The 24,213-nt window shown below is 35.8% G+C and carries 20 protein-coding genes; 14 read left to right on the top strand and 6 right to left on the bottom strand.

Features of this window, described 5'->3' with window-relative positions; translation table 11 throughout:
- Window positions 1-126: 126 nt before the first annotated feature.
- Together DOK78_RS11255 and DOK78_RS11250 are read right to left on the bottom strand one after the other, a co-directional pair.
- Complete coding sequence (locus DOK78_RS11255; RefSeq protein WP_207940268.1) at window positions 127-864, bottom strand: amino acid ABC transporter ATP-binding protein; 738 nt, start codon at window positions 862-864, stop codon at window positions 127-129.
- Window position 865: 1 nt separating this feature from the next.
- Entirely contained in the window at window positions 866-3,019 is a 2,154-nt protein-coding gene (locus tag DOK78_RS11250; protein WP_207940269.1) for an amino acid ABC transporter substrate-binding protein/permease, read from the bottom strand.
- A gap of 254 nt (window positions 3,020-3,273) precedes the next feature.
- Here DOK78_RS11250 and uvrB point away from each other — a divergent pair, with 254 nt between their 5' ends.
- From uvrB to whiA, 5 genes are all read left to right on the top strand, one after another.
- Window positions 3,274-5,259, top strand: coding sequence for an excinuclease ABC subunit UvrB (gene uvrB / locus DOK78_RS11245; protein WP_207940270.1), 1,986 nt, complete (start codon window positions 3,274-3,276; stop codon window positions 5,257-5,259).
- Window positions 5,260-5,277: 18 nt separating this feature from the next.
- A complete protein-coding gene (gene uvrA, locus DOK78_RS11240; RefSeq protein ID WP_207940271.1) occupies window positions 5,278-8,103 on the top strand; it encodes an excinuclease ABC subunit UvrA in 2,826 nt (941 codons plus the stop codon).
- A gap of 260 nt (window positions 8,104-8,363) precedes the next feature.
- Window positions 8,364-9,248, top strand: coding sequence for an RNase adapter RapZ (rapZ, locus tag DOK78_RS11235; protein ID WP_207940272.1), 885 nt, complete (start codon window positions 8,364-8,366; stop codon window positions 9,246-9,248).
- Window positions 9,245-10,252, top strand: a complete 1,008-nt coding sequence (locus tag DOK78_RS11230) for a gluconeogenesis factor YvcK family protein (protein WP_207940273.1) — start codon at window positions 9,245-9,247, stop codon at window positions 10,250-10,252. Before rapZ ends, DOK78_RS11230 begins: the two co-directional genes overlap by 4 nt.
- Before the next feature lie 18 nt (window positions 10,253-10,270).
- Window positions 10,271-11,206 (top strand): DNA-binding protein WhiA, encoded by a 936-nt coding sequence (gene whiA, locus DOK78_RS11225; protein ID WP_207940274.1) that lies wholly within the window; start codon window positions 10,271-10,273, stop codon window positions 11,204-11,206.
- A 69-nt stretch (window positions 11,207-11,275) separates the two neighbouring features.
- Here the strand turns inward: whiA and DOK78_RS11220 are convergent, their stop codons facing one another.
- Window positions 11,276-11,788, bottom strand: coding sequence for a thioredoxin domain-containing protein (locus DOK78_RS11220; protein ID WP_207940275.1), 513 nt, complete (start codon window positions 11,786-11,788; stop codon window positions 11,276-11,278).
- Window positions 11,789-11,971: 183 nt separating this feature from the next.
- On the opposite strand from DOK78_RS11220, the gene cdaA reads away from it, so the two are divergent.
- From cdaA to DOK78_RS11175, 9 genes are all read left to right on the top strand, one after another.
- Window positions 11,972-12,862, top strand: a complete 891-nt coding sequence (gene cdaA, locus DOK78_RS11215; RefSeq protein ID WP_207940276.1) for a diadenylate cyclase CdaA — start codon at window positions 11,972-11,974, stop codon at window positions 12,860-12,862.
- Entirely contained in the window at window positions 12,862-14,055 is a 1,194-nt protein-coding gene (locus tag DOK78_RS11210; RefSeq protein ID WP_207940277.1) for a CdaR family protein, read from the top strand. The genes cdaA and DOK78_RS11210 overlap by 1 nt, the downstream gene beginning before the upstream one ends.
- Window positions 14,056-14,057: 2 nt before the next feature.
- Window positions 14,058-15,410 (top strand): phosphoglucosamine mutase, encoded by a 1,353-nt coding sequence (gene glmM / locus DOK78_RS11205; protein ID WP_207940278.1) that lies wholly within the window; start codon window positions 14,058-14,060, stop codon window positions 15,408-15,410.
- A gap of 99 nt (window positions 15,411-15,509) precedes the next feature.
- On the top strand, window positions 15,510-16,439 hold the full coding sequence (locus DOK78_RS11200) for an AAA family ATPase (protein ID WP_207940279.1): 930 nt from the start codon (window positions 15,510-15,512) through the stop codon (window positions 16,437-16,439).
- A 4-nt stretch (window positions 16,440-16,443) separates the two neighbouring features.
- On the top strand, window positions 16,444-17,457 hold the full coding sequence (locus DOK78_RS11195; protein WP_207940280.1) for a DUF58 domain-containing protein: 1,014 nt from the start codon (window positions 16,444-16,446) through the stop codon (window positions 17,455-17,457).
- Window positions 17,454-19,601 carry a DUF4129 domain-containing transglutaminase family protein gene (locus DOK78_RS11190; RefSeq protein WP_207940281.1) on the top strand — a complete coding sequence of 716 codons (2,148 nt, stop codon included), beginning with the start codon at window positions 17,454-17,456 and terminating at the stop codon, window positions 19,599-19,601. The genes DOK78_RS11195 and DOK78_RS11190 overlap by 4 nt, the downstream gene beginning before the upstream one ends.
- Before the next feature lie 214 nt (window positions 19,602-19,815).
- On the top strand, window positions 19,816-20,202 hold the full coding sequence (locus DOK78_RS11185; RefSeq protein WP_339076179.1) for a hypothetical protein: 387 nt from the start codon (window positions 19,816-19,818) through the stop codon (window positions 20,200-20,202).
- The gene (locus tag DOK78_RS11180) at window positions 20,163-20,438 is read left to right on the top strand and encodes a hypothetical protein (RefSeq protein ID WP_339076177.1); all 276 of its coding nucleotides are present in this window, start codon (window positions 20,163-20,165) and stop codon (window positions 20,436-20,438) included. The genes DOK78_RS11185 and DOK78_RS11180 overlap by 40 nt, the downstream gene beginning before the upstream one ends.
- A gap of 147 nt (window positions 20,439-20,585) precedes the next feature.
- Entirely contained in the window at window positions 20,586-21,110 is a 525-nt protein-coding gene (locus tag DOK78_RS11175) for an HdeD family acid-resistance protein (protein WP_207940283.1), read from the top strand.
- 36 nt (window positions 21,111-21,146) lie between these two features.
- On the opposite strand, the gene DOK78_RS11170 is transcribed toward DOK78_RS11175, so the two are convergent.
- From DOK78_RS11170 to rsxC, 3 genes are read right to left on the bottom strand one after another with little or no spacing between them, the layout of a single operon-like run.
- Complete coding sequence (locus tag DOK78_RS11170; protein ID WP_207940284.1) at window positions 21,147-21,713, bottom strand: hypothetical protein; 567 nt, start codon at window positions 21,711-21,713, stop codon at window positions 21,147-21,149.
- Window positions 21,714-21,726: 13 nt separating this feature from the next.
- Complete coding sequence (locus DOK78_RS11165; RefSeq protein WP_207940285.1) at window positions 21,727-22,794, bottom strand: RnfABCDGE type electron transport complex subunit D; 1,068 nt, start codon at window positions 22,792-22,794, stop codon at window positions 21,727-21,729.
- Window positions 22,787-24,127: an electron transport complex subunit RsxC gene (gene rsxC, locus DOK78_RS11160; protein WP_207940286.1), complete on the bottom strand. Its 1,341-nt coding sequence runs from the start codon at window positions 24,125-24,127 to the stop codon at window positions 22,787-22,789. Before rsxC ends, DOK78_RS11165 begins: the two co-directional genes overlap by 8 nt.
- Between the last annotated feature and the right edge of the window lie 86 nt (window positions 24,128-24,213).

The following is a 24,213-nucleotide window of genomic DNA, read 5'->3' as shown; positions in this document are numbered from 1 at the left end:
AAGACTCATTAACAGTAAAATATCCGAATGATATAGAGTGAATTACTAACCTTTTAACAGGCAGTGTATTTTCTATATCATTCGGATATTTTTATCTTGTTTTCTTTATATTACAGTCTCTTTTTTTTAGATGTTTAATACTTTATCTAAGAAATCTTTGGTACGTTCATGTTGAGGATGATTGAAGAGTTGTTCTGGAGAACCATCTTCTAGGAAGTTACCGCCATCAATAAACATTACTCGATTGGCTACTTCTTTAGCAAATCCCATTTCATGCGTAACGATGACCATCGTCATTCCTTGTTTGGCTAATTTTTTCATAACGTTTAGTACATCGCCAACCATTTCTGGATCAAGTGCTGAAGTTGGTTCATCAAACAACATAATATCAGGATTCATTGCCAATGCACGAGCAATCGCCACACGTTGTTTTTGACCACCTGATAAATTATCTGGATACATATTTTTCTTATCTGCTAAGCCCACTGTTTCGAGTAATTTAGTAGCTTGTTCTTCCGCTTCTTTTTTTGAAGAGCCTTTCAAATCCATAGGAGCTAAAACAATATTTTCTAGGACAGAAAGATGAGGAAATAAGTTAAAATGTTGGAATACCATTCCGATATGTTGACGTACTTGGTTAATATTAGTTGTTTTATCCATTAAATGTGCGCCATTAATGATGATATCGCCGCTTGTAGGCTCTTCTAAGCGGTTTAAACAACGTAAGAATGTAGATTTACCAGAACCAGAAGGACCGATGATACAAACGACGTCACCCTCTTTAATTGAAGTGCTGACATTATTTAAAACAGTATTATCTCCATATTTTTTTACGAGATTTTCAACAAGAATTTTTTCTTTCATCTTAGTTCACCTTCTTTTCTAACACTTTGGCAAATTTCGTTAAAGCAGTAATCACAATCAAGTACATAATAGCAATAATTAAGTAAACATACGTACTTTGCATAGTTCTTGCCACAATAATTTTACCCGTTTGTAATAATTCCACCACACCGATAACAGAAATGATTGTCGTATCTTTTAATGAGATAACAAATTGGTTCACGAAAGAAGGAATCATAATGCGAATTGCTTGTGGTAAAATTATTTTTTGCATCGTACGTAGATAAGAAAGTCCTAAGCTTCGGGAAGCTTCCATTTGCCCTTTAGGCACGGCATTAATACCACCACGAACAATTTCGGCAATATAGGCACTTGCATTGAGCGTTAAGGTAATTACTCCCGCTGCAAAGTCGGGAATTGTAACGCCAATTGCATCAGATAATCCAAAGAAGATAAAGAATGCTAATACCATCATTGGAATACCACGAATAATATCGACATAGATTGAAGCGAAGACACGTAGACCTTTAATTGGTGCTACACTAAATAGTCCAAAAATTACACCTACGACTAATGCTAAAGCAAAAGAAATCAATGCTAAAGCAATTGTTTTGCCAAGTCCTGTTAGTAAGACTTTATAGTTGTTTTTAATTAAACCAGTGAATGTTGATTCGTTCACACTACTTTCAGCTTTTTTGCCATCTTGAATGTAGCGAGAAACAATTTCATCATATTCGCCGGTACGTTTCATTTCAGCTAAGGCCTCGTTGAACATTTCTAATAATTCAGGATTTTGTCCCTTTTTAACTGCAAATCCATATTCACCACCAGATTCACGATCAATTGGCGTTTCTAATTCTTGTCCTTGAGCAATGGCGTAACCAATTACTGGGTAATCATCCATCAAAGCGTCAATTGCACCTACACGAACAGCGTCATATAATTGGTCTGCGGCATCGTAATATTTAAGATTATAGCCGTATTTATCTTTATTTTTTTCTAAGAAATCAGCACTTTCCGTACCAACTTTAGCACCAACCGTTTTGCCATCTAAATCTTCATAAGCAGTAATATCTGTTGTTCCGGTTTTAACCGCTAATTGAATACCACTTTCAAAGTAAGGCTCTGAGAAATCAAATGATTCTTTTCGTTGCTCTGTGATAGACATGCCAGCAATCATGGCGTCAGCTTGATTACCTTCGACTGCCTGGACAGCTCCAGAGAAACCGATGTGGTTAAAACGAATGTTAAATCCTTGCAATTCAGCAGCGCGATTTAATAAATCAACATCGATTCCAATGTATTGATTATTTTCATCTTGAAATTCAAATGGAGCAAAGGCTGAATCACTCGCAATGACATATAAATCTTTTTTAGGTTCGACTTTTTTCATCTCACCAGCATCTGTTTCTTCGCTACCAGAAGTGATGTATTTAGCGACAATTTTGTCGTATTCACCAGATTCTTTCATTTTCTTTAAGCCAGCATTGAATTTTTCTAGCAATTCTTTATTTTCACCTTTTTTAACAGCAAAACCGTAAGAATTTCCTTTTTGGGGTTCACCAACTAATTTTAGTTGTTCCCCTTGATTGATTGCATATCCTAAAACAGGAAAGTCATCAAAGATTGCCACGACAGTTCCATTTTTAACAGCACCATATAAACCAGTTGCATCATCGTAGTTTTTGACATCAAACTCATATTTATCTTTGTTGTCTTCTAAAAAAGTTGCACTTTCTGTCCCAACTTTGGCACCGACCGTTTTACCTTTTAAATTATCCAAAGAAGTGGTTTCGTCGTCATCAGCTTTTACAGCCATTTGGATTCCACTGTCAAAATATGGATCTGAGAAATCAAAACTTTTTTTGCGTTCGTCGGTAATACTCATTCCAGCAATCATGGCATCCAGTTGATTTGATTGAACTCCTTGTACAGATGAATCGAACCCAAGAGGGCGCAAGTCAACGTCAAAATCTTGATCATCAGCGATAGCATTCAACAAATCGATGTCGATCCCAACGTATTCATTTTTTTCGTTTTGAAATTCAAAAGGTGCAAATGTGACATCCGTCCCTATTTTATAAGTTTTTTCAGCAGCGAGTGTTGTCGCGCTTGAAAAAAAGAATAACGTCATCATAAACGAAAATAATGAAATGAATAGAGTTTTTCTTTTCATATTAAATAATTCCTCCTAAGTGTCAGATATTACAAAATTATATATCAAAGCTTTTATAGTAGGCAAGAAAATAGCCGAAATTTGCGAAAAAAATCTTTTCTTCTAACACACAATGTTAGAAATAATCGCATATCATTCTTTTTTTATTGAAAAGTTATAAAAAATAGCGAAAGTATGTTCGCTGTGTTAAAATAATAAAAGTAGACGGTCTTTATATTTAAGACCCTTTAAAGAAGAAAGAGGGCATGCATTTTATGATTGAAAGAGATACTACTCATCATTTTGAATTAGTCTCCAAATATCAACCTGCAGGAGATCAGCCAGAAGCAATTAGAGAATTGACAGAAGGGGTACAAGCAAATAAAAAAGCACAAATTTTGTTAGGTGCGACTGGTACAGGAAAAACATACACCATTTCGAATGTTATTCAAAATGTCAATAAACCTACTTTGATTATTGCTCACAATAAAACTTTAGCAGGACAATTATATGGAGAGTTTAAGGAATTTTTTCCAAACAATGCAGTAGAATATTTTGTTAGTTACTATGATTATTATCAACCAGAAGCGTATGTTCCTTCAAGTGACACTTATATCGAAAAAGATTCAAGTATTAATGATGAAATAGATAAATTACGACATTCTGCAACGAGTGCATTATTAGAACGCAATGATGTGATAGTTGTTGCTTCAGTGTCGTGTATTTTTGGTTTGGGTTCACCTATGGAATATCAAAAACAAGTCGTTTCTTTACGTGTGGGGATGGAAGTTAGTCGTGATGAAATCTTACGTTCGCTAATTGATATTCAATTTGAAAGAAATGATATCGATTTTCAACGTGGTCGTTTTCGTGTAAGAGGAGATGTCGTGGAAATTTTCCCAGCATCACGTGATGAACGAGCATTACGTGTAGAATTTTTTGGAGATGAAATTGATCGGATCCGTGAAGTAGATGCTTTAACTGGAGAAATTTTAGGAGAAACTGAACATGTATCGATTTTCCCAGCAACACACTTTTTAACTGACAGCGAACATATGGAACATGCCATTGCGTCTATTCAAAAAGAATTAGATATGAGATTGGCAATTTTAAAAGAAAATAATCAGCTGTTAGAAGCACAACGTTTAGAACAACGAACAAATTACGACATAGAGATGTTGCGAGAAATGGGCTATACTTCAGGAATTGAAAACTATTCTCGCCATATGGATGGACGAAAAGAAGGCGAACCACCGTACACATTAATCGATTTCTTCCCTGATGATTATCTTATTGTGATTGACGAATCGCATGTAACAATGCCGCAAATTAGGGGCATGTACAATGGCGACCGTGCCAGAAAGCAAATGTTGGTGGATTACGGTTTTCGTTTGCCATCGGCTTTGGATAACCGTCCTTTGCGCCTAGAAGAATTTGAAAAACATGTCAATCAAATTATTTATGTTTCAGCAACTCCAGGACCTTACGAGCATGAACAGACAGATAGTGTTGTTCAACAAATTATTCGTCCTACTGGTTTATTAGATCCCGTCATTGAAGTTCGACCAATTATGGGACAAATTGATGATTTGGTTGGTGAAATTAATGAACGTGTAGAAAAAAATGAACGGGTGTTTGTCACAACTTTAACGAAGAAAATGTCTGAAGATTTAACAGACTATTTCAAAGAATTAGGCATTAAGGTTAAATATCTGCATAGCGATATTAAAACATTAGAACGTACAGAAATTATCCGTGACTTGCGTTTGGGAGAATTTGATGTCTTAGTTGGCATTAACTTACTACGTGAAGGTTTGGATGTTCCAGAGGTTTCGCTAGTAGCCATTTTGGACGCAGACAAAGAAGGATTTCTACGAAGCGAGCGTTCATTAGTTCAAACCATTGGGCGTGCGGCAAGAAATGCAGAAGGGAAAGTAATTATGTATGCAGATAAAATGACTGATTCAATGCAACGAGCAATTGATGAGACATCTCGTCGTCGAAGCATTCAAGAAGCATACAATGTTGAACATGGAATTGTACCAAAAACGATTATTAAAGAAATTCGCGATTTGATTTCTATTTCGAAAGTTGCTGAAGAAGTCGCCGATTATGATGTGAATTCATATGAAGACTTATCAAAAGAAGAAAAAGAATTATTGTTATTGAAATTAGAAAAAGAAATGAAAGAAGCTGCGAAAGCGTTGGACTTTGAAAAAGCCGCGACTTTACGCGATACTATATTAGAGTTAAAAGCTTAGTTTAACAGGAGGCAAGTTATGGCGAACGATAAAATCGTGATTCATGGCGCACGTGCGCATAATTTAAAAAATATTGATGTCACTATTCCACGTGACCAATTAGTTGTAGTAACTGGATTATCAGGTTCTGGGAAAAGTTCTTTAGCATTTGATACGCTTTATGCAGAAGGTCAACGACGTTATGTTGAAAGCCTTTCTGCTTATGCGCGTCAATTTTTAGGTCAAATGGATAAACCAGATGTGGATAGCATTGATGGCTTAAGTCCAGCAATTTCAATTGATCAAAAAACGACCAGTAAAAATCCTCGTTCTACCGTCGGAACGGTGACCGAAATTAATGATTATTTACGTCTTTTATATGCACGAATTGGGCATCCAATTTGTCCGAATGATCACACAGAGATTACCAGTCAATCTGTTGAACAAATGGTGGATCAAGTTTTGGAGTTACCTGATCGCAGTAAAATTCAAATTTTAGCACCAGTCATTACTCAAAAAAAAGGGCAACATAAACGCGTATTTGAGACGATTCAACGCGAAGGGTATGTACGTATTCGTGTCGATGGCGAAGTGTATGATATTTCTGAAGCACCTGAACTTGAAAAAAATAAAAAACATGATATTGCGATTATTATTGACCGGATTGTAGTGAAAGAAGGCATTCGCTCGCGTTTATTCGATTCTTTTGAAGCCGCATTACGTCTGGCAGAAGGCTATGCAATTGTCGATGTTATCGGGCACGAGGAATTATTATTTAGTGAGCACTATTCTTGTCCTTATTGCGGATTTACAGTGGGGGAATTAGAACCACGCTTGTTCTCATTCAATGCTCCATTTGGCGCATGTGCCGAATGTGATGGGCTAGGAATTAAGTTGGAAGTGGATATTGATCTAGTTGTTCCTGATCAGACAAAGACATTACGCGAAGGTGCATTAGTCCCTTGGAACCCAATTAGTTCGCAATATTATCCACAAATGCTAGAACAGGCTTGTTTAGAATTTTCCATTGATATGGATACACCGTTTGAAGAATTACCTGAAGAACAGCGTGATATTATTTTAAATGGTTCAAACGGAGAATTATTTCATTTCCATTATGAAAATGATTTTGGCGGTGTTCGCGATGTCGAAGTTCCCTTTGAAGGGGTCTTAACGAATATCAAACGCCGTTATCATGAAACAAATAGTGATTTTACTCGAGATCAGATGCGCTTATATATGACCGAGCTTACGTGTAAATCATGTCAAGGGTATCGTTTAAATCCACAGGCATTATCAGTTAAAGTAAATGGAAAGCATATTGGTGAAATTAGCGAATTAGCAATTAATAAAGCTGTGTCTTTTGTGGAAGGGCTGGAGTTAAGTACGCAAGAATCGATGATTGCCCGTCCAATTGTTAAAGAGATTGATGATCGTTTAAGCTTTCTCCAAAATGTCGGGTTGGATTATTTAACCTTAAGTCGCTCGGCAGGAACGTTGTCTGGGGGAGAAGCGCAACGGATTCGTTTAGCTACGCAAATTGGCTCTAATCTATCAGGTGTTTTATACATTCTTGATGAACCTTCCATTGGATTGCATCAACGTGATAATGATCGTTTATTAGATTCTTTAAGAAAAATGCGTGATTTAGGGAATACATTAATTGTCGTAGAACATGATGAGGATACAATGCGGGCCGCTGATTACTTAATTGATGTCGGACCTGGAGCTGGTCATGCAGGTGGAGAAATTGTCGCAGCAGGTACCCCTGCAGAAGTTGCGGCTAATCCTAATTCACTGACTGGACAATATTTATCTGGAGATAGAAAAATTCCTGTTCCAGCAGAGCGTCGTCCATCGAACGGCCAAGCTATTAAAATTACAGGCGCTTCAGAAAATAATCTTAAAAATGTGTCTGTTGAATTTCCATTGGGTCAATTTGTCGCTGTGACCGGTGTTTCTGGTTCTGGAAAATCGACTTTAGTCAATGAAATTCTGAAAAAAGCACTTGCACAAAAAATTAATCGAAACTCAAATAAACCAGGTAAATTCAAGAAAATGACTGGTTATGAAAGTATTGAAAAGATTATTGATATTGACCAAAGTCCGATTGGTCGTACGCCACGTAGTAATCCTGCAACATATACAAGTGTATTTGATGATATCCGTGATTTATTTGCACAAACTAACGAAGCCAAGATTCGTGGTTATAAAAAAGGACGCTTTAGTTTTAATGTAAAAGGTGGTCGCTGTGAAGCTTGTAAAGGTGATGGAATTATCAAGATTGAAATGCATTTCTTGCCTGATGTATACGTTCCATGTGAAGTATGCCATGGGAAACGTTATAATTCAGAAACACTAGAAGTCCATTATAAAGGGAAAAATATTTCTGAAATCTTAGATATGACGGTGGAAGATGCTGTTGAATTCTTCAAGCACATTCCAAAAATTCATCGTAAACTTCAAACCATTGTTGATGTTGGTTTAGGTTATGTGACTTTAGGACAACCCGCCACCACTTTATCTGGTGGTGAAGCCCAACGAATGAAATTGGCCAGTGAACTTCATAAGAAATCAAGTGGCAAGAGTTTTTATATCTTAGATGAACCAACAACTGGTCTCCATTCTGATGATATTGCTCGCCTATTAAAAGTATTAGAACGCTTAGTAGATGCAGGAAATACTATTTTAGTCATTGAACACAACTTGGATGTTATTAAGTCTGCGGACCATGTCATTGATTTAGGTCCAGAAGGTGGCGAGGGTGGAGGAACCATTTTAGCAACAGGAACACCTGAAGAAATTGCCCAAGTGAAAGAAAGCTATACAGGAAAATATTTGCAGACGGTTTTAGAAAAAGGTTAAATTTATAGAAAATTCTAATAAAAAGCTTGCTACAGTAGTAGAGGTTGGTTAGAATTAAAGACAGTTGGAATCTTCTTAATGAAATTCCACCTATAAGTTCTATCCGTTCAAATAGAAAAAAAGCGATCAGAAGAAATTCTAGATGGCTTTTTTTCTGTGAATAAAATAATAAAAATTCGCAATGATACGCCCGGAATGATATAATGGAATGTAAACATTGAATTGCACATAGATGCAATAGATGAGAGGAGCAAAAAACGATGGTAGAAAGTTTAGAATTAGTTATTATTACAGGAATGAGTGGTGCTGGAAAAACCGTCGCAATCCAAAGTTTCGAAGATATGGGGTATTTCTGTATTGATAATATGCCTCCAAGCTTAATCCCTAAATTCTGGGAATTAATTAAAGAATCTGGAAAAGTGACGAAAATTGCTTTAGTTGTTGATTTACGCTCACGTTCATTCTTTGAAGAAATTCAAAGTATGTTAATAGATATTGAAAATACCGCTTTTATTGATACGCGCGTATTATTTTTAGATGCTTCAAATAATGAATTAGTCTCACGTTATAAAGAAACCCGACGTACGCATCCACTTGCGATGGATGGTTTAGTTACAGAAGGTATTCGTAAAGAACGTGCCATCTTAGAGGATCTAAAGACACGTGCCTCTATTGTTATCGATACAACAAATTTAACACCACGTCAATTACGTGAGAAAATCAATCAAGAATTTCGTCATTCTCAAGATCATGGGTTCCGGATTGAAATGGTTTCGTTTGGGTTTAAATATGGCTTACCAATCGATGCTGATATCGCGATGGATGTCCGTTTTCTACCTAACCCGCATTACATTAGTGAGTTACGCCCATTAACAGGAATGGATACACCAGTGTATGAATATGTAATGTCTTTTGATGAAACAGAAGCGTTTTATCAACAATTTTTGAGTTTATTGAAAACTATTATGCCTGGATATGTGAAAGAAGGAAAAAGCAGTTTAACGATTGCTATTGGCTGTACAGGAGGACAACATCGTTCTGTAGCTTTAACCGAACGTGTTGGAAAAGCTCTATCTGAAGAATATAAAGTAAATATCACGCATCGCGATAAAGATAAACGAAAAGAAACGGTGAATCGCTCATGAAAATGAAAACTTACCGTATCAGAAAACCGAAGATTGTTGTAGTTGGTGGTGGTACTGGTTTACCGGTAATCTTAAAGAGTTTGCGCAATCAAGGTGTAGATATTACAGCAGTTGTGACTGTAGCTGATGATGGTGGAAGTAGTGGCCAATTACGTGATTCAGTAACTACCATGACACCACCGGGCGATTTACGAAACGTTTTGGTAGCTTTATCAGACATGCCCAAACTATATTCGGATATTTTTCAATATCGTTTTAACAAAGAAGATAAATTTCTGGCCAATCACGCTTTGGGAAATTTGATTATAGCCGCAATGTCTGAAATGCGTGGCAGTACGTATGAAGCCGTTCAACTATTAACGAAAATGATGCATGTTGATGCGCGAGTTTATCCTTCTTCTGATGAACCGCTTGTCTTACATGCTGTGTTTAAAGATGGTACCACTGCTGTAGGTGAATCTAAGATTGCTGTAGATCGTAAAACAATCGACCATGTTTATGTGCGTAATCATGCAAATGATGATGAACCTAAAGCAGCACGTAAAGTTGTTACATCTATCTTGGAAGCGGATATGATTGTGTTAGGTCCAGGTAGTTTGTTTACCAGTATTTTACCGAATTTAATGATTTCTGAAATCGGCCGAGCTATTCTTAAAACGACTGCGGAGACGGTCTATATTTGTAATATCATGACGCAAAAAGGAGAGACAGAACATTTTACAGATGCCGATCACGTGCGAGTGTTGCATCAACATTTAAAAGCCCCTTTTGTTGATACTGTCCTAGTAAATACCGAGCCTGTACCAGAAGGATACATGGATACAGAAACGTACGATGAGTATTTAGTACAAGTGAAGCATGATTTTAATGGGCTACGCGAAGAAAATTGCCGTGTTGTCTCTACTGATTTTTTAGAATTAAGAGATAATGGTGTATTTCATGATGGAGAAAAAGTCGTACAAGAGCTACTGCGAATTGTGTATGGCGCAAAAATAAAAAATTAGAGAGAGGAGAAGGATAAGATGTCTTTTGCAGCAGATGTAAAAAAAGAACTGACGAGTTTAGAAGTTCATCGCGAACATGCAAGAGCTGAATTAGCAGCGTTGATTCGTATGAATGGTTCGATTAGTTTATCAAACCAACAAATTATTTTGAATGTTCAAACAGAAAATGCTGCGATTGCTCGTCGAATTTATTCTCTACTCAAAGATCACTATGATGTGCGTAGTGAGTTATTGGTTCGTCGAAAAATGAAATTAAAGAAAAATAACGTCTATATCGTTCGTTTGAAACAAGAAACAAGAGCTGTTTTAGATGATTTAGGAATAATGGACGGATTAATGTTTCATAGTCATGTTTCAGGAGAAATTATGGGGAATGCTCAAAAAATGCGCTCATATTTAAGGGGCGCATTTATGGCGTCTGGTTCTATTAATAATCCAGAGACAAGTCGTTACCATTTAGAGATTTATTCGATTTATGAAGAACACAATCAAGATATTTGTAGTATGTTAAATTATTATGGTTTAAATGCACGTACGCTAGAAAGACGTAATGGATATATTTCGTATCTGAAAGGAGCCGAACATATTGCTGATTTCTTAACATTAATTGGTGCTACAAATTCGATGCTAAAATTTGAAGATGTTCGTATTGTTAGAGATATGCGTAATTCAGTCAATCGGTTAGTGAATTGTGAGACAGCAAATATGAACAAAACTATTGATGCGGCATCAAAACAAATCGAAAATATTCAATATATTGAGGATCGTGTTGGATTACAATCGTTACCGGAAAAATTGCAAGAAATTGCTGAACTACGTTTGGAACACCCTGAAGTGAGCCTTAAAGAATTAGGTGAGATGATTCCTTCAGGTGTGATTTCTAAATCTGGCATTAATCATCGGATTCGTAAAATTAATGAATTTGCGGATCGCTTACGTGAGGATACAAATTAAAAGAATGAAGTAGCTTTGAAACGCCCCTCAAAAGTTAATTTTGAGGGGCGTTTCAGTTAGTTAAACTATTTAATCGATATAACCTGTTAAGGTCTCTTGATCAATATTTTCATCAAAAATATGGTCGCCGATAACAATTGTAGGAACAAATTTGATCGTTGCTTGTTCTGTTTCTTCAACTAATTTTTGAGCATATTCTAAATGATTATGTTCGGATAAATGAAGCTCATTTTTAGCAAATTCAGCAACTTCTTCTAAAGATAAATTTCCCCATTGTGCTTGGGTAGCAAAAATTTTCGTTAAATCTGCCAGCGTTTGTTGCGCATGGTCTGTTGTTACGAAACGATGCATCACATTTCCTCGTTGAAGTGATTCTTTTGGTCGGTCGATTAATTTAATAATCCGTTGTATTTTGTTGGCATTCACTGCTTCATTTAAAAGTTCACGAGATTCTTCAAACCATTTTTTACAATACGGGCAACGAACATTAATAAATTCTAATAATTGTTTAGGTGCCAAATCACCAATAAAAATACCATTGTCTTTGTTGGTTTTATTCGTTTTAATCACTGAAATATCCATGGAAATTCCTCCCTTTGAAGTATAGTGTAACGAATTTTTGTGTGATTGAAAAGTCGTCTGTTTTGAATTTACTCGGAAAGTTTTCAAAAATTTTCAAAGAAGAGCTTTTTTTGTCGCCACCAGAAAAAAACCTATGCTATACTAATAGAAGAACGAGTCTTAGAATAAAGGAAGGCTGTTAGTATGAAACTTAATATTGGCGAATTATTTAACTTAGAATATTGGAGACAATTGTTATCTATTGATGTATTTTCATTACCTTTTTTAATAAATGTATTAGACATTATTGTTGTTTGGTATATTGTATATAAATTAATCCAACTGGTGCGTGGGACGAAAGCTATTCAATTATTTAAAGGAGTAGCGATGTTTATCGCAATTCGGTTCTTAGCTGAATTGATTGGATTACACACGTTGTCGTGGTTGATGGATCAAGTAATCACTTATGGAGTGATTGCGGCAATTGTTATTTTTCAACCAGAAATTCGACGAGGATTGGAACATTTAGGTCGGACGACTTTCTTTACACCTTCAAAAAATGAAAGCAATAAAGATGAAGAGATGATTAAAGCTTTTGATAAAGCAATTCAGTATATGTCAAAACGAAAAATTGGGGCATTAATTACGATTGAACGGAATACAGGATTAGAAGAATATATCGAAACGGGAATTCCGTTAGATGCAGATATTACAGGTGAATTATTGATAAATATTTTTATCCCGAATACACCTCTGCATGATGGGGCGGTCATTATACGTGATGGGAAAATTTCTGTTTCATGTGCGTATTTGCCACTGTCAGACAGTGTATTATTGCCAAAAGAATTTGGTACAAGACATCGAGCAGCATTGGGTGTTTCTGAAGTCAGTGATGCGTTAACAATTATTGTTTCGGAAGAGACTGGAAATGTGAGTATTACTTTGAATAACCGACTATATTCAGATTTAAGTCAAGAAGACTATTTGAAAATGTTAAATGAAGCTTTTATTTTGGAAGAAAAACCAAAAGAAAAGAAAAATATTTTTCAGACAATTTTAGATGAATTGAACAGATTGAATAAAGGAGGCAAGTGATGTTTACTAAGCAGAGAAAAAGCAACATCATGTATGGGTTGTTAGCTTTGTTGTTTAGCTTAGTATTATTTTTTAATGCTAATGGATCGAGCCTTCAAAGCAGTTTAATTACACCTAGCGCTTATGAAGAGACGGTGACTGATGTACCAATCCAAACAATCTATGATTCAGACAAATATTTTATTCAAGGATATCAGCCAACTGTCGATGTGAAACTGTCTAGTGTGAATCGCGTACAACTCAATGCTGAAAAAAACGATGATACACGAAATTTTCGCGTAGTAGCTGACTTAACAGATTTAGATGTTGGAACACATGATGTCTTATTGGAAATCCAAGATATGAGTAATAGTGTGACAGGTAAAATTGAATCTAGAATTTTTACAGTCACAATCGAAAAGAAAGTCACGAAAAAATTTCCTGTTGAAATCAATTATTCAGAAGAAAATTTGCAAGATGGCTTTCAATTAGATAAAATAGTTTCTGAGCCAAGTGAAGTAACTGTAACGACGGGTGAACAAACACTGAAAGATATTGCCAAAATTGTAGCTGATGTAGATGCGTTAGAAGATGCAACGAATAATCAAACTATTCAAGCGGCAGTTTATGCTGTAGATAAGAATGGTGAAATTTTACAAACAGAGATTAACCCTCAAACAGTAGATGTTAGTTTACAAGTGTCTGTGCCAGAAAAATCGGTTAGTTTATATGCTGCCCAACAAGGAACGCCACCAACAGGCATTTCACATTTTGATTTTTTAGTAAACCCTACACAAGCAATAATTTCTGGATCACAAGAGCTGTTAGATACAATTGAAAGTATTGGTGTTCCTGTAGATGTATCTGATGTGGAAAAAAGTACAAAGAAAGTAGTGACTATTCCAACTGAAGAAGGCGTTGTAGCAACACCGAAACAAGTGACGGTAGAAATCTCACCGGTATTTACAGAAGAAAGTAGTTCAACAAATTCATCGAGTGTCACTACAGAAACTGAAGATAGCCAAGAAGAAACTACAGAAGTGGAACAGTCTGTACCGCAAACTTCTGATGAATCAGTGCCATCTACTGAAGCAATAATTTCTTCAAACGAACCGGAAATGACTTCAAATTTTAGTGAAGAAACAATAGAAGAAAGTACTCGAGAATCATCTTCAGTAATTGAAGAACAAGAGACAATGGGAGAGGAACAATAATTATGGGAAAATATTTTGGTACGGATGGTGTTCGCGGCGAAGCCAATAAAGAATTAACACCAGAGTTAGCATTTAAATTAGGACGTTGTGGCGGTTATGTATTAAGTCAACACGAAACAGGTGATCAACGTCCTCGTGTTCTTGTAGGACGTGACACGCGTATTTCTGGACAACTATTAGAGAGTGCTTTAGTGGCAGGACTCTTGTCAGTTGGGATTGAAGTATTCCAATTGGGAGTTATTTCAACACCAGGCGTAGCGTATTTAACTCGTATTCAAAAAGCTAGTGCCGGAGTTATGATTTCAGCTTCCCACAATCCAGCACAAGACAATGGGATTAAATTCTTTGGAAATGACGGGTTTAAATTAGTCGATGAACAAGAAGCGGAAATTGAAGCGTTGTTAGATGCAGCGGAAGACACTTTACCACGTCCTTCAGCAGAAGGCTTAGGAACGGTAGAAGAATTTCCAGAAGGCTTATTGAAATATTCACAATTTTTGCAACAAACAATTAGTGGCGATTTATCTGGCTTAACTGTTTGTATCGATGCGGCTAACGGAGCAACGGCAACTTCTGTCAACCGTTTGTTCGCTGATTTAGAAACAGATTTCTATACAATGGGCACATCACCAAATGGATTAAATATCAATGATGGCGTTGGCTCTACGCATCCAGAGAAACTAGCAGAATTTGTTGTTGAAAAAGGCGCAGATGCTGGTTTAGCATTTGACGGTGACGGTGATCGCATCATTGCAGTAGATGAACGTGGACAAATCGTAGACGGAGATAAAATCATGTATATTTGTGCGAAATATTTGGCACAACAAAAACGATTGAAACAAGACACGATTGTCACAACTGTCATGAGTAACTTAGGTTTCCATAAAGCAGTCGAAGAAATCGGCTTAAAAGATGTCATTACACAAGTTGGAGATCGTTATGTTGTTGAAGAAATGCGTAAAAATGATTACAATTTCGGTGGCGAACAATCTGGACATATGGTCTTCTTGGACTTTAATACGACAGGTGACGGGATGTTATCTGGGATTCAATTATTGAGTATCATGAAACAAACAGGCAAAAAACTATCAGAATTAGCTGATGAAGTCACCATTTATCCACAAAAATTAGTGAATATTCGTGTCTCAAATAAAAATGGTGCGATGGACGTCCCTGCAATCAAAGCAGTCATTGATGAAGCCGAAGCAGAAATGAATGGCGAAGGTCGTATTTTGGTTCGACCTTCAGGAACAGAACCATTATTGCGTGTCATGGCTGAAGCGCCAACAGATGAAAAAGTAAATTATTATGTCGATAAGATTGCGGATATTGTACGCAGCGAAATCGGTTTGTAAAAAAACGAGAGAGAAATCGTCCTGATTTTTCTCTCATTTTTTATAAAAAATAGCAAGAAAATTCAGAAATCATTAAGTTTAGTTAAAAGGAGGAAGAAGATGAGCGAAGAATTAACGAAAAAAATACCTGAATTAATTGCCGAGGTTGAAAAGGTTATCTTAGGGAAACGAGAAGTTATCCAGTTAACCATCGCTTCTTTATTAGCTGGTGGACATGTTTTATTTGAAGATATTCCAGGAGTAGGAAAAACATTAATGATTAAAACCTTAGCTCAGGCTATTCATGGGAAATTTTCTCGAATTCAATTTACTCCTGATTTATTTCCCAGTGATATTTTAGGGGTCTCTATTTTTAATAGCCAAACCAATCAGTTTGAGTTTCGCCAAGGCCCTATTTTTACTACAGTTTTGTTAGCTGATGAAATTAATCGCACCAGTCCACGTACACAAGCCGCTTTATTAGAAGCAATGTCAGAAGGAAAAGTGACCATTGATAATCAAACGTATACTTTGTCGCCCCATTTTTTTGTTTTAGCGACTCAAAATCCGATTGAATATGAGGGAACTTATCCATTACCCGAAGCGCAACTTGATCGCTTTTTATTTCGTTTAAAAATAGGTTATCCGTCTTTTCAAGATGAGTTAACTTTAATGACTGGTAAACAGCAAGAGCCGAATATCCGTCGTATTTTGACAGAACAAGAAGTGGATGACTTGAAAGCATTAGTCGATACTGTTTTCATTCAAGAAAATGTTGCAAAATATGCGTTGCAATTAATTCAAGCGAGTCGTAATCATCAAGGTGTGACATTAGGAGTTAGCCCGCGAGGAAGTGTCGCTTTTATTCGTGGAGCGAAAGCATATGCCTTAACGGAAGGCCGGCAATATGTCATTCCTGAAGACTTGCAAAAGATTTTACCAGCTGTTTTTGGTCATCGCATTCAATTAAAAAATCGAAACAGTGAAGAAGAAAGAATCGCGATATTACAGCAAATTATTGAACGTGTTCCGGTACCTATTCGGAGGTGAGTGAATGAAACAAATCAAAAACTGGGGTAATGCGTTGATGTTAAGTTTGGCTTATTTTTTCATTGTGATTTATGCGTTGATTTTTACCAATGAAACGGGCTGGACTTTGTTGTTATTTGCTAGCTTACTTATCCTTATTGAATTGATAAGCATATTAGGCTCTTTACGAAGGTTACAATTAACTACTAGTGAACAACTTATGATACATCTAGGAGAACAGGCAGAACTTACGTTAGAAATCACCAAACGAAGACAATATCCATTAATTTTATTTCAAACCGAAATATCTAGTGTCTTTTTTAAACAGTCTATTTTCTTTTATTTTTTTAATACTCAAAAAAACGTGCAGGTTAGTTGGTCACCTGAACAACGAGGATATTATCAAAAACTGCCTGTTCAAGTAATCAGTCGAGATTTTTTTGGTTGGTTTCAAAAAAAGAAAACTCTCGAATTGAACATGACAAGTTTTGTGTTACCAGAGTTTTCAAATTCAGCCGAAACAGCCATTTCTTATTTCCAACAGATATTGCAACGGAGTTCTTATGGTGAACCAAGTTTTACGGTGAAAAATTATCGTCCTTATAGAGCAGGAGATGCTTTGAAACAAATTGATTGGAAGGCATCAAGCCGTCAACAGGAATTAATTTATCGAGAATACCAACAATTTCAAACTTCTGAATGGATTTTTATCTTTTATGGACAAGATAGTTTTTATTTTGAAGAGATGTTGAGTGTATTCTATTCCTTGCAGCGACAATTTCCTCAAATACCAGCCGTATTGTTAGGAAAAAAATCAGATGCTTTTGCTGAAAATGACTTAAGGCAATATGCACTGATTCAGCCGTTAAAAGCATCTCAATCTTTGCCAGATTTTCATCAAAAGAGAATTTTTCTTTTTACACCCAAATATTCTGAGGATTTAGAACAACAAATTGCTTCCTTGCAACAAGATAATCAAGTTACTGTCTATACTTATAAAGAGTTAATGAAAACGTTAGGAATTGAGGTGGCCTTATGATTCAGCAGCTAAAAGAAAAACTGGTCCCCATGTTGCTAACATTTATTACTTTTTTTCTTTTTTTTATTCAGTTCTTATCGATTTATCGCTTAGGTAATTATCCATTAGCGGGCATGATAGTAGGACTGTTTTGTTTGATTGCGGGAATTATTCCTTATCGTTGGTTAAAGTTTCCTGTGTATTGTCTAGCTGGAAGTGGTGCAGCATATCTTTTTATGCCACTTGGACAGACTTTTTCTAAAGAATGGGTTAGCCTTTTTGTACAAACCTTAAAAGAAAATTATTTGGGATTTTCTAGCGGTGAAATTTCTTTTATTCCACCAGCCATTGCATTAACCATCATTTTATTATTGATGATTTTACTAATTGAATTGCAAATTGAGTATATGCGTATTTATTTGAGTACGCTAATTGTCGTAGGGTATTTATTACTCTTAGTTATCTACAATCATTTAGATTTAAGTCTAGTTATTTTGTTCGTTTTATGTAACGCATTATTCTTTCGGCTTGTTGTTTATTTAAAAGACCGTCAAGCAATCATTCTTGGAACAATGGTGATTGGTCTTCTATTTTTGAGTGCTGTAACGCTTCCTAAAACTCAATTAGAGAATCGTTTGCTAGAAGTGAGTTCTTCCATTAGAAATCAATTGAATGAGCAAGGATTTTATCGTTATTTTGAACAAAATGGACAAGGAAATGGTCCGGGAAATGGTTTATCACGGACTGGCTTTAGTGAAGATGACACGTCATTAGGCGGTCCCTTACTAGATGATCGAACGATTTTATTTGAAGCAGATCAACAGCAGGCACATTATTGGCGAGTAGATAGTAAAAATATCTATACAGGAAAAGGCTGGGAGCCATCTGAAGAAAACGTAACTCGTCAAAGTTTATTATATGCTTCCGAAATAGCCGTCTCGGCACGTGATTATCAAGGAGAATTGGCTGAAAATGAAACGATTAATCTAACTTTTCAGAATCGTAATAATAATCAATATTTGCCGTTACCTTATGGAGAAAAACAAATTCAATTAACTTCAGGGCAAACAACTTTTTATCTGTATGAGGAAAGTGATCGTGTCGATTTATTAGGTAACAGTGTACGTATTGATTGGCAAGATTTAAATTACTCTGCAGCAGAGTTATCTGAAGTTTCCATAAGTTTACCAACGAATACGATTGACTATTTGCAATTACCCGAACAGTTACCCCAAAGAGTTCGTGATTTAGCGAATGAGTTGGTTGCTAATCAAGAAACGATGTTTGACAAAGTAATGGCTGTTCAAGAGTATTTAAAAACCTCGTCTGACTTCCGATATTCAAAATTAGATGCAAAGGTCCCACCAGAAAATCAAGATTATGTGGATCATTTCTTATTTGACTCGCAAGTTGGTTATTGTGATAACTTTTCAACAGCAATGTCTGTTTTACTGAGAAGCGTGGGAATTCCTACTCGTTGGGTGAAAGGATTCGCTCCAGGAACCGTAACAGAAACCAATGAAACTTACCAGACCTATACTGTTCGAAATCAAGATGCTCATTCTTGGGTAGAAGTGTATTTCGAAGGTTATGGCTGGTTACCATTTGAACCCACGCCTTCTTTTAGTCAGCCTTTGACAGAAGAATTGGTAGAAACAACTGAAACGACGAGTTCAGAAAGTATAGAAACAAGTGAGTCTTCAACAAGCATTTCTACAAGTAGCGAACAAGAAACGACTGTAGAGTCTGTCGAAGCTGAACAAAATAACCAAGCATTTCGTTTTGGACCGATTTGGAATTGGCTAAAATGGTTATTGTTAGCTATCGTGTTGATTACGATTTGGTATTGGCATTTTTATGTACTTATCTTATTATTATTGAGGATAAGTAAGCAACCGCTTTTAAAAACGTACCCATTACTATTAGCTAAATTAGAGAGACAACTTCCACGTCCTAAAGAACAACCATTGCAACAATATGCAGAACAAGCCGAAGAAGCATTCTCAAGCTTAAATGGTGAATTCGTATTATTAACTTCTCATTATGAACAATCGATTTATAGCAATGAAAAAATCACTGAAAATGAGAAAGAATTAATAAAGTCCTTGGCATGGAAATTGAATAAACCTTTCAAAAGAGGAATGACACAAGTAAAAAATATCTGAACTATATCAACTGAGTGACGATGGATTTACGCCGAGAACCTACGGGATTGCAGAGTCATCTATAGATACTATGAAAGAGGCTGATGTCACAGTCTCTTTTTTCTTTAAAATCAGTCTTTAGTCTTATGAGAAAAGTATGAGAAAAGCTGTTTTTATGTGCTATAATGAAGTGCAGAAGGGCACAAGCCTTTTTTTGTTGAGAAGGAGAAACGAAATGAAAAGTGTATATATTGTATTAACAGATACTGGAACAGTATTGACTAACTGCATTAAAATATTTACTAGAAAAAATTACAATCATTCATCTATTGCTTTAGATAAACAATTAGATAATGTTTACAGTTTTGGTCGTGAAAAAGTTAATAATCCATTTAAGGGTGGTTTTGTTAAGGAAAATTTATATCAGGATTTTTTCTTACGTTCCCGTTGTCAGGTGTATCATTTAGAAATGTCTGAAGAACACTTTGAACGGATGCAAGAAAAGATCACGGAATTTGAACTAAACCGAACTGATTATCGTTATAATTTTATAGGTTTAATAGGAATTGCGTTACGTCAAGAGTGGGAACGCGAGAACGCCTTTTTTGTTCACAATTTTTAGCCTATATTTTACAAGAGAGTGGCAGGGTAGAATTTCATAAACCAATTTATCTCGTTACACCAGATGATTTAGTTGCTTCTTTAAACCCTCAATTAATTTATCAAGGAACCGTCAGCCATTATCTAGCAAGTCAAACCTTATATGCGGAAAATCAAGAAGGAAGCTATGAAACCCAGTATGTACCGCAAACATTTACCAAAAAATGGACATTTCCAGTGATTAATCGTTTTTTTTAAACTACCTTATTATTAGAAAAGCGAATTAAAATCTTATAGCATTTTAACTTCTTTGGATAAGCTTTGACCAAAAAAACAAAAAAATAGTAGGATAGAAAAGGAGAGAGATTCTTCTTTTTAACTATTAATTTTAAGGAGCGAAGCATGATGTATGAAGAAAAACGTTTTGATTGGAGTAGCTTAATTTTAGGGATTATATTTGTTGTTGTCTCATTAATGGCTTTCCAAAACCCAGGTAGTAGCCTAAAAGCACTTGTTATTTATTTAGCTATTACAGCAATTATTAATGGTCTTACTAGCATTTTTATCCGCAACAGAGTAAAACAATTCACAGGGTTTAAAGCAACAGCTTTATTAACTTTAGGAATTTTAGAGGTGATTTTGGGAATTGTTTTAATGTTTAACCTGTATGTAGGAGTAATGGCTCTTGCTTACGTCTTTGCGTTATGGTTTGTGATTGATTCGATACGTAATTTAGTCACATTAAATGAAGTGCGTTTAGTAAGTACGGCTTATTATTGGTTTTCTCTGATTTTAAATATTATTGGAATTTTTATTGGAATTTCTTTATTTTTTGATCCAATTGTTTCAATGCTAACTTTATCATTTTTAGTAGGTTTCTACTTAATGTTAACTGGAATTTTTTATATCGTACGTGCATTTATAAAATAAACGAAAAGGAACGTCAGCTATTGACGTTCCTTTTTTTTAAAATAGTTGATCGAAAAAGACTCCATTTAGGAATGAAAAACTTAATAAAAATAAAAAGAGGGTCAACAAATCAAGCGGTAATCCTTTAATAAATTCCGGAATAGGCGCAATACTCATTCGATCTTTAACACCTGCAAAACAAACAACAAAAAACAAATACATACAGCCGTAAATAATGACTTCCTTAATTAAATAGTGTGGATCGATGAGTGTAAAGGTTGAAAGGGATAATAATAGTTGCACAACAATCATCATTTTCTTTAACTCAGTATTCAAAAATTTTTGATGTTTAGGGGCAAAAAAGCTTAGATAGGTGATGATTAAACTAAAGCTTGCGACAGTAATTGACTGTGTAATTGGTGTATTACCATAGTGTATATAAGGAATGAAGGTCTCAAAAAGAATACCACTAATTATATAGCTGAAACTAATTAAACTTGCGACGTAAAGGATACGCTTAATAATAAGAGGCTGTTTCTTTTGCATAGTTGATGGATATTTTTCACAAACATAAAAAGTGATTAACACTGCAAGAAAAAAAACTAAACGGTTAGCAATAATCATCTAACAACCCTCCTTACGCATTTATTTTTAAATTAAAGGGACTTTGTTTTCCTTCACCTAATACACGTAAACGCAGTAGGCGATCAATTGCTGGCGTAAAACAGTTCATAATTAAGATACCATAACTGACGCCTTCATTCGTCAATCCAAAGAATCTGAAAACAACTACTAGGAGACCTACGCCAAAAGCAAAGATTATTTCGCCCATTTTGGTTGATGGGGTCGAAGCATAGTCGGTTGCCATAAAAAACGCTCCTAAAATGGCGCCACCACTGATGATATGTCCGATGATATTTTGCCAAGAACCAGTAAATAAACCAGTAGGTCCTAAAATAAATGCGCCAAGTCCAATCGTCCCTAAAACAATCGATGGAATGTGAAAACCAATAATTTTTTTGTATATTAGAAAAATGCCACCTAATAAAAGAAGAAATGCACTTGTTTCTCCTGCGCGGCCTCCGATAAAACCAAAGAAGGCTGCATTTAGCTCGTCTAAAGAAAGTGTTTCCCCAGCTCGCATAACGGCTAAAGGAGTTGCTCCTGACAAGGTATCAATTGTGGGATCGAATGGTTGTGGTGAAAGTTTATTAAACGGCGGATCAGGCCAACTAATTGTGAACATTTGTTGATAGAAAAGAGCCACTAAAAAAGCTCGTCCTCCTAATGCTGGGTTGATAAAGTTGTACCCTAATCCTCCAAAAAATTCTTTAATAACGATAATGGCAAAAGTCGTGCCAATGATTGGAAAATACCATGGAGCAGAAGGGGGCAAATTCATTCCGAGTAATAAAGCTGTTAAAACGGCACTATAATCCCATTGATACCTACGCTTAATCCATTTAAACCAAAGAAATTCGACACAAATACCTGTCAACATGGCGAGTAAATAATTTAAATAGACAGTCCAACCAAAAAGATATCCAGAGAACAAGATAGCGGGCAATAGAGCTAAAATAACCATTAACATGATAGTTTGAGTTTCTTGATTTCCGCGGATATGCGGATTTGGTTGGGTTTTTGGAAATTTTGATGTTTGTTGAAAAAGCTTTTCACTTTCAGATTCTTGATAATAATCAGGCATTTTGCAACGCCTCCTTTTTCAAGGCGCTAACTTTATTTTTTGCTTCAGTAATAGTAGCCGCCAAGTTACGTCTAGCAGGACAAACAAACGTACAGGCGCCACAACTGATGCAGGCTTCTGCTAATAATTCATCACATTTGTCATAGTCACCGGCTCTAAAATATTGATCAATACTCAAAGGCATCAGGCGCATCGGACAAGCCTCCACGCATTTGTTACAACGAATACAAGGGTTTTCAGTGAATAACCAGTCATTGTCTTCATTAAAAACCAAAATTCCGTTGCTCCCCTTGGTTGTTGGCACGCGTAAAGTAGTCACTGTTCTACCCATCATTGGTCCACCTAGAATAACTTTACTAGGTGCGCCTTGGAAGCCACCTGCAAAATCAATTAATTCACCAGCTAAGGTGCCAATTGGACTTTGAATAACCTGTGGCTGTTGAACGTCTCCAGTCACCGTAGTGTAGCGGTTAATTAACGGTTTATTCCAGCAAACTGCCTCATATAGTGCAAAGCTAGTGGCAACGTTCATTAAGACGACGCCAATGTCAGCAGTTAATTTTCCTAAAGGGACTTCTCTGTCTAAAAGAACTTCGACTAATTGTTTTTCTCCTCCTGTTGGATAAACAGTTGGTAATACTTTGACTTGAATAAAAGGATAAGAGGTGGTTGTTTTTTTCATAGCAGCAATAGCAAGAGGTTTATCGTCTTCAATTCCAATAATAATTAAAGGATCATGAAGTAATTTACGGGCAATTAGAGCACCTTCAATAATTTTTGAAGCAGCTTGTTCCATTAATAAAGCATCGCTACTTAAAAAGGGCTCACATTCTGCACCATTTAAAATTAATGTATCAATTTTTTTGGTATCATCGATTGCAAATTTGACATGTGTTGGGAACGTTGCACCGCCTTTACCTGCGATGCCAGCTTGTTGAATTTTTTTCTTAATTAAATCATTCGAAGCTTCTTCCCAAGAAAAAGGGGTTGAAAGGAAATCATTGTCATAGTTAAAATCATTTTCAATGACAATGGTTTGCGTGGTCTGATTATTTTGATTCGGCCATTCGGTAATATCTAAGACTTTACCAGATACACTAGCATGAACCTTTGCAGATACAAACGCATCAGATTCACCAATGACTTGCCCTTGTTTAACGTAATCACCAGGGTTAACAATTGGTTGAGCAGGTGCACCAATATGTTGAGATAGAGGTATAAAAACCATATTGGGTTCAAAGACAGAAACAGTTTGTTGATGGATTTCTAATTTCTTTTTCAATGCTTTTAATGGGGGGCTTAATGAAAAGCCACCAGTTACTTTTTTCTTCATCGTCTCCCTCCTAAAATGTGGCATGTAAATATGTTACTTAAATCTTAACATAAAACGCTTTCTTTAATAAACAAATAAGGTATTTT

Origin of the sequence: Enterococcus sp. DIV2402 (genome assembly GCF_017426705.2) — a bacterium.
Classification (GTDB): Bacteria; Bacillota; Bacilli; order Lactobacillales; family Enterococcaceae; genus Enterococcus_F; species Enterococcus_F lowellii.
The sequence above is the reverse complement of the archived record's forward strand: the minus strand, read 5'-3'. Positions and strand labels throughout refer to the sequence as shown.